This is a genomic window from Anabaena sp. CCY 9402-a (genome assembly GCF_963920945.1).
In the GTDB taxonomy this organism is placed as follows: Bacteria; Cyanobacteriota; Cyanobacteriia; order Cyanobacteriales; family Nostocaceae; genus Trichormus; species Trichormus minutissimus.
Window position 1 is genome coordinate 21220 of the sequence record NZ_CAWUDL010000081.1, and the last position, 7458, is coordinate 28677.

General features: G+C 41.8%; 6 protein-coding genes. 3 read left to right on the top strand and 3 right to left on the bottom strand.

Annotation, left to right across the window (positions count from 1 at the left end):
* Positions 1 to 366 precede the first annotated feature (366 nt).
* Positions 367 to 1566 (top strand): argininosuccinate synthase, encoded by a 1200-nt coding sequence (locus ACM0OR_RS23360; RefSeq protein ID WP_414578951.1) that lies wholly within the window; start codon positions 367 to 369, stop codon positions 1564 to 1566.
* A 97-nt stretch (positions 1567 to 1663) separates the two neighbouring features.
* On the opposite strand, the gene ACM0OR_RS23365 is transcribed toward ACM0OR_RS23360, so the two are convergent.
* Complete coding sequence (locus ACM0OR_RS23365; protein ID WP_190703641.1) at positions 1664 to 2293, bottom strand: DedA family protein; 630 nt, start codon at positions 2291 to 2293, stop codon at positions 1664 to 1666.
* A 458-nt stretch (positions 2294 to 2751) separates the two neighbouring features.
* On the opposite strand from ACM0OR_RS23365, the gene ACM0OR_RS23370 reads away from it, so the two are divergent.
* Complete coding sequence (locus tag ACM0OR_RS23370) at positions 2752 to 3105, top strand: STAS domain-containing protein (protein WP_190703644.1); 354 nt, start codon at positions 2752 to 2754, stop codon at positions 3103 to 3105.
* 260 nt (positions 3106 to 3365) lie between these two features.
* Here ACM0OR_RS23370 and ACM0OR_RS23375 read toward each other — a convergent pair whose 3' ends face one another.
* The gene (locus ACM0OR_RS23375) at positions 3366 to 3950 is read right to left on the bottom strand and encodes a Uma2 family endonuclease (protein WP_414578952.1); all 585 of its coding nucleotides are present in this window, start codon (positions 3948 to 3950) and stop codon (positions 3366 to 3368) included.
* Positions 3951 to 3969: 19 nt separating this feature from the next.
* Positions 3970 to 4107, bottom strand: coding sequence for a hypothetical protein (locus tag ACM0OR_RS23380; protein ID WP_414578953.1), 138 nt, complete (start codon positions 4105 to 4107; stop codon positions 3970 to 3972).
* A 45-nt stretch (positions 4108 to 4152) separates the two neighbouring features.
* On the opposite strand from ACM0OR_RS23380, the gene sbcC reads away from it, so the two are divergent.
* Positions 4153 to 7179, top strand: coding sequence for an exonuclease subunit SbcC (sbcC, locus tag ACM0OR_RS23385; protein ID WP_414578954.1), 3027 nt, complete (start codon positions 4153 to 4155; stop codon positions 7177 to 7179).
* Positions 7180 to 7458: the final 279 nt, after the last annotated feature.

Here is a 7458-nt window from a genome sequence, read left to right on the forward strand (position 1 = left end):
AGCTCGCTTGACTGCACTTTTATTCTAGACTGACGAACGTTCCCAAGTATTCCCAGATGACATCCAAAATTACCTCAATCATCGCACTGCACTAACGCAAATAACGATACAAACATACCTTGTAAATTATTTAGAACGTCAGTGTTTCACTGAACTGTTTTGAGCCTTAAACACCTACAATACACCCCGACACTTAAAGCTCTCAAATTTCTTTTGAAGACAATCTCTAAATTGAATACTATACCCCTAAACCCTTAGACCCCTACATCACAAAAAGTTTGTTTGTTGCATTAAGAAAATATACATGATGTAGTTAGATATAATAATGACTCATTAATTATGGTGTTTTCCTAAGTGGAGAAACAAATGGGTCGTGCCAAAAAGGTTGTTCTAGCATATTCTGGTGGAGTCGATACCTCCGTTTGCATTCCCTACCTCAAAAAAGAGTGGGGCGTAGAAGAGGTGATTACGTTAGCAGCAGATTTAGGTCAGGGAGATGAATTAGAACCAGTTCGAGAAAAAGCACTAAAATCGGGTGCAAGTGAATCCCTCGTGGCGGATGTGAAAGATAGCTTTATCAAAGACTATGCTTTTCCGGCAATTCAAGCTAACGCCCTTTATGAAAATCGCTATCCCCTAGGAACTGCCCTGGCTCGTCCATTAATTGCTAAGATACTGGTCGAAGCTGCACAAAAATATGGTGCTGATGCGATCGCACATGGTTGTACTGGTAAAGGAAACGATCAGGTACGCTTTGATGTCTCCTGTGCTGCATTAAATCCCAACTTGAAGATTCTCGCACCGGCGCGGGAATGGGGGATGAGCCGAGAAGAAACTATCGCCTACGGTGAACAATTTGGGATTCCAGCCCCAGTGAAAAAGTCTTCTCCTTATAGTATTGACAAGAATTTGCTTGGTCGTAGCGTTGAAGCTGGTGTGTTGGAAGATCCCCGATTTGAGCCACCAGAAGAAATTTATGAAATGACCAAGGCGATCGCTAATACCCCCAATGAGCCAGAATATTTAGAGATTGGATTTACTCAAGGTCTTCCCACCACTCTCAATGGTGTAACTAAAAACCCTGTAGAGATGATGCAAGAACTGAATCAAGTAGTGGGAAATCATGGTGTCGGGCGCATTGACATGATTGAAAACCGCTTGGTGGGGATCAAATCACGAGAAATCTATGAATCCCCAGCGATGTTAGTGCTAATTCAAGCCCACAGAGATTTAGAAAGCTTGACCTTAACCGCAGATGTGAGCCATTACAAACGGGGAATTGAAGAAACCTATAGCCAAATAGTTTACAACGGCTTGTGGTACAGTCCACTGAAAGGTGCTTTAGATGCGTTTATTCAAAAGACACAAGAACAAGTATCTGGAACTGTCCGCTTGAAACTCTTTAAAGGTAATGCAACGATAGTTGGGCGATGGAGTGATAATTCACTTTATACTCCGGACTTAGCAACCTATGGATCTGAAGATCAGTTTGACCATAAAGCGGCTGAAGGCTTCATTTACGTATGGGGACTACCTACTCGTATTTGGGCGCAGAAAACTAGATAAAGGAAAAAATAAAAAACCTAGGGGAGTGGCTTTAGCCCTCCCCGTAGTTACAGCTTAGAATCCCCGTCCATTTATGGCGGGGAGAGGTCAATTTTTTCTAATCTTCTGCGGCTTGTTTAACTTGACGAGATTCCAACCACAGAGGGATAAGAATCAAAGCTGCAAGTATGAGTAAAGCTAAAATTGCAAACTGACTAACCCAAGCTACCAATTGTTCCAGGGAAACAATCTTACCTGCAAAAAAGGCTAACGTCACCATTAAACTAGCCCAAGCGGTTGCTCCTAAAATGTTGTATACCAAAAATGTTCGGAAAGGCATCTCAGCTATACCAGCTAGTGGTGCAGCAAAGATGCGTAATAGGGCAAAAAAGCGGCCAAAAAATACAGCTTTCGCTGCGTTTTGGCTAAATTGCTCTTTAATATTCAACAATCGCACTTCACTAATCCGAAATATCTTACCTACTTGTAGTAAAAAAGACCAGCCGCCTAGTCTACCAATCCAGTAGCCGCAAATTCCACCAATGAAAGCACCACTCACGGCAATACCAAGAACTATCCAGTAATTCAATTCATTACTACCAGCTAGAAAGCCACCCACTAAGGTTACGGTTTCGCCGGGAAGAGGAATGCCCAAGTTTTCTAGCAATATTCCCAAAAAAATAGCCCAGTAACCGTAATGATGGGCAAACTCCTGGATGTTTTCAAGTGAAATCAACTCAAGAGACATCCCGCACCGCCGCCTTTACAATTTTTTACTTTACATACATCTTTGCTTGTTTATAGGTGGGGTGTCAATCAAGGTATTACATCAATATATTAAATTTAAATCTATATTATTCATCAGTAATTTACGATTGACAATCAAATATCAATCAGTTAATAGCATAAATACATATAAACTCAAATAAATCAATAACTTATTATAAAAAATTTATAAAAACCTCGGAGAAATATGAAATTTCTGTAAAAGATACGATTGATACGGAAATCATTAGGCGTTTGTGCCTATATTGAGGAATGTTAAAATAAATTATACGGAATAAATACTGAAGCGATCGCGTCAACTTTTAATGATTGCCAATTACTAATTTTAGTAGATGTGGACATGATTTTACAAGTGACAAATCACCAGTATGAATTTCCTCTTCCTGCTTTTTTAAGTGTTTCAACTACTTGGTTAAATTTATGACTCTCACACAAGAATTGCAAGTGGTTTTGTTTAAGCCCCAAGGAAGTATAGACTTACAGGATGGTAAGGCTTTGAGTGAAAAGATTGCTGAAATCGTTCCTCAACCCCATCAACTCTGGGTAATTGATCTAGCAGCAGTAGATTTTATGGACAGTTCTGGGTTAGTTTCATTAGTGAAAGCCATCACATCAGCAAGACAAAATAGTTGTCGCTTAGTTTTGTGTAACGTACAAACCCCTGTACGGCTAATTTTAGAACTGACACAATTAGACTCAGTATTTGAGATTTTTGACACTTACGAAGATATCTTGAATGGCGTTAATAACGATAAATTATCATTAGCAAGCTGATCCTCCAGAGCATAAAAATAATTCGGTAATGTCAAGATAATTAGGTAAATATCTAAGATTTGCCTTCGCCAATTTCTAAATAGCTTCACAGGGGAGAAGTTTGGAAGGTAGTATTTACAAGTCGCGTAGCGTCTGCAACAGTCGCCTATCCTGTTGCAGACGCTATGCGTAGCTTGCTTCCCCAAAAGTTTTAAAAGACTGGGTGTTGAAATTAGTAACCCAGTAGATATCTATCAGCTGATGTTTAGAAATGCTATTATCTATTGATTTTCAGTTTCTTCCGCTTCAAACTGAACCTGTCGGTACAAAGAGGCGATCGCTATTTCTACATTCACTGATTCCAGTAACAATCTGTCGTCCAAATTATACTCCGACAGTACCCATTTCCCCAGTTCATTGCGCCGAAATACTTCCACAATCGGTTGAGCCACTTGTACTAAGACATATTCTTGCAAGGTTGGAGATTGACGATATGCGGCAAACTTTTTCCCCCGATCGGCTGCTTCTGTTGAAGGTGATAGCACTTCGATAATTAAGCAGGGAAATTGTACCAATTGTGGTTCGCGATCGCGATCGTCGCAAGTCACTACGACATCAGGATAAAAATACTTTTGACCCGGTTCTACCTGCACTTTCACATCTACAATGTATACTTCACAGGCGCGATCTGCGAGGGCATCATCTAAGAATTTGAAGAAGTTTCCAGAAACCCGATTATGGTTGCGTGTTCCACCAGTCATCGCTACAACTTCACCATCCCAATATTCGTAGCGTTGTTCTTGGGTGAGTTCCCAAATCAGATATTCTTCTGCGCTCATCAAAATGTTATCGGGTAAAGCAACCATTATGCAATCAGGGAATGATTTACTTTTCTAGAATAGCGAATCGCGGCGATCGCCTTTCCAGCAAAATTCCCGCATAACTATTGTTAATTTTCGTAAAATTGCGGACACTTAAACTAGAAACCTGATAAACACCTAGATAAACTATCAAAGAGTGCATCTGTACTGCTAGCTAATAATCTGTAAATGTGGCGATATAGCCTGAATGATCCCAGTACAACTTATCCTCAAAAATTTTCTTAGTTACCGTGATGCAACTTTAGATTTTCGTGGTTTGCATACGGCTTGTATTTGTGGTTCTAATGGAGCAGGTAAATCATCTCTTCTCGAAGCAATGACATGGGCAATTTGGGGTGAAAGCCGTGCTGCTGCTGAAGATGATGTAATTCATTCTGGTGCAAAGGAAGTTAGAGTTGATTTTACTTTTCAAACTAATCAACAAAAATATCGCATCATCCGTAGCCGAGTTAGAGGCGCGGCTGGGGGTCTAGAGTTTCAAATTGAGACACCCTCTGGGTTTCGTGCCTTGACTGGTAAAGGAATAAGGGCAACACAGGATTTAATTTTAGAATACATTAAGCTCGATTATGATACTTTTATTAACTCTGCCTATCTGCGTCAAGGACGTGCAGATGAATTCATGCTCAAGCGTCCGAGTGAACGCAAAGAGATTTTAGCGGAGTTGTTAAAACTGAATCAGTATGATGAATTAGAAGAACGAGCCAAAGACTCATCTCGTCAGTTTAAAGCTAGGGCTGAGGAATTAGAGCGTTCTTTAGAGTCAATTAAAACTCAACTACAGCAACGTCATACAACTCAAACTAAAAAGGCAGAATTAGAAGCTGAAATTAACCAATTACAACAAGTACAAGCTTTTGATAATATTCAATTACAAAGTTTGCAAGTTGTCCAACACCAACGCATAAATTGGGAACAACAGCTAAATTTTGTCAAGCAGCAATATCAGAATTTAACTCAAGATTGCGATCGCCTACAACAAGAGCAGTCATCTATTAACAGTCAAATTACCCAGTTAGCCGCACTCATCAACCAGGAAACTGAGATTAAAAATGGCTTCACCCATTATCAAAATCTGCAATCTCAAGAAGAAGCCTTCGCCATCAAATTTGACGAATATACCCGTGCAACTGCCCTACGTCAACAAAAGCAGCAACAACTCACTAAACAAATTCATCAGTTAGAACGTCAACTGCAACAAGTCCAAGGACAACTAGCCGCCTTACAACAGCAAGAGCAAGAAATTCAGCAAACCCTCGCTAAATCAGGGGAAATTGAAACAGCATTAGCCCAACTAGCCGCCGCACGTCGCCATCTTACCCATTTAGATGAACTGCAAATGCAAGTCTCGCCTTTATTGCAGCAGCGACAAAATTTACAAAGTCATTTAGATCGCGTTCATGCTGGGTTAGTAGCCAGACTAGAACAGCTACAAGTCACAGAAAATCAACTGCAACGCTCTTCTCAACGCCAACCCCAACTGCAACAAGCAGTCATGGAAGTGGCGATGCAGATTGATCAAATGGATAAAGATCGGGTTTATCTGCAACGAGTCCAGGAGAAAGGGCAAGAAAGACGGCACTTTATCGAACGTCTACAGGCGCAACATCGAGAATATGAAAGATTATTGGGAGAATTAGAACAAAAATTGCAAATGCTCCGCACTCCCGATGCTATTTGTCCATTGTGCGAACGCCCCTTAGATGAGCATCACTGGAATCGCGTTGTAGATAAAACTAAGGATGAGTATAAAGAAACAGAGGGGCAATTGTGGGTATTCCGGGAACAAATGGCGGTTTCCGATAGAGAAATTCAATTGCTGAGGCAAGAATATAAGGAAATATTCCAGAAATTGAATGCTTATGATGGCTTACGGGAGCAAAGAGGACAATTAGCCGCACAGTTGCAATCAACCAGCGATGCCGAACAGCATTTACAGCAACTAGCCGCCGAAAAACAACACCTAGAGCGATCGCTGCAAGCTGGTGATTATGCGCCCACTCAGCAAGCCGAACTCAGGCAGCTAGAACAATATCTCCAACAACTCAATTACAATGAGCAAGACCATGCTCTAGCTCGTAGCGAAGTAGAAAGATGGCGATGGGCAGAAATTAAACAAGGACAAATGAAAGATGCTGCTAAACGTCAAGCCCAATTAGCAGCCCGTAAACCAGAATTACAAGCTCAAATTGCTCAATTACAAACCAGAATCCAGCAAGAACAAATTGATTCTGAATGTGCCAAGCAAATCGCTGCGATTGAGAGTCAAATTAACGAACTTGCCTATAGTTCAGAACAGCACAACCAGATCCGCACCGCCCTACGTCAAGCCCAATCGTGGCAATTGCGCCATCAACAATTGTTGTCAGCCCAGCAACAGTATCCCCAACTCCAGGCGAGATTACAAGATTTAGAGACATCCAGAAATACCAGGTTGCAAGAGAGACAACAACTTGTTAGCCAAATTAACAGTATTGAGCAGCAGTTAGCTACATCTGCCAATCCTATTGAACAGATTCAAGCTTTAGAGCAGCAAATAGCAACCCGCAGAAGGCAACTTGATGAATGTATCACCCAATTGGGGCGTTTAGAACAGTTAGCTCTGCAACTGGAAACTCTGCATACACAGTATGAAGAACAACAGCAACAACTGCAAACTTCTAAACAACAATATCGGGTGTATCAGGAATTAGCGCAGGCATTTGGTAAAAATGGCATCCAAGCTTTAATGATTGAGAATGTGTTACCTCAACTAGAAGCAGAGACAAATCAACTATTGTCACGGCTGAGTGCTAATCAACTGCACGTACAATTTATCACACAAAAAGCCGGAAGAAGCGGTAAATCTACGAAGAAAAACGCCAAATTAATTGACACCTTAGATATTTTAATCGCCGATGCTAGAGGCACACGCGCCTATGAGACTTACTCTGGTGGAGAGGCATTTAGAATTAACTTTGCAATTCGGTTAGCCTTGGCGAAATTATTAGCACAAAGAGCCGGAGCAGCCTTACAGTTATTGATTATCGATGAAGGTTTCGGCACACAGGATGCAGAAGGATGCGATCGCCTGATTGCCTCCATTAATGCGATCGCCAACGATTTCGCCTGCATCCTCACAGTCACCCATATGCCCCACCTTAAAGAAGCCTTCCAAGCCAGAATTGAGGTGAATAAGACACAAGAAGGCTCACAAGTCCGCTTGTTAACTTGAGAGTGCTGAGTTCCCAGTCCTGAGTCCTGAGTAGAAACTTCACTCCTTACTCCTTACCCAGCACTCCTCACTCAGCACCGGCTAAACGCCGCGCTACCGCTAACACAACTCCTCACTCAGCACTCACAACTCAGCACGGGCTAAACGCCCCGCTACCGCTAACAGCACTCAACACTCAGCACTCAGCACGGGCTAAACGCCCCGCTACCGCTAACAGCACTCAGCACTCAGCACTCAGCACTCAGCACTCACAACTCAGCACTCACAACTCAGCACTCA

Bases quoted from the DNA above. Each gene is read 5' to 3' on its own strand.
- ACM0OR_RS23365 (WP_190703641.1), bottom strand. From the start codon at position 2,293: ATGTCTCTTGAGTTGATTTCACTTGAAAACATCCAGGAGTTTGCCCAT.
- ACM0OR_RS23370 (WP_190703644.1), top strand. From the start codon at position 2,752: ATGACTCTCACACAAGAATTGCAAGTGGTTTTGTTTAAGCCCCAAGGA.
- ACM0OR_RS23360 (WP_414578951.1), top strand. From the start codon at position 367: ATGGGTCGTGCCAAAAAGGTTGTTCTAGCATATTCTGGTGGAGTCGAT.
- ACM0OR_RS23375 (WP_414578952.1), bottom strand. From the start codon at position 3,950: ATGGTTGCTTTACCCGATAACATTTTGATGAGCGCAGAAGAATATCTG.
- sbcC (WP_414578954.1), top strand. From the start codon at position 4,153: ATGATCCCAGTACAACTTATCCTCAAAAATTTTCTTAGTTACCGTGAT.
- ACM0OR_RS23380 (WP_414578953.1), bottom strand. From the start codon at position 4,107: ATGCACTCTTTGATAGTTTATCTAGGTGTTTATCAGGTTTCTAGTTTA.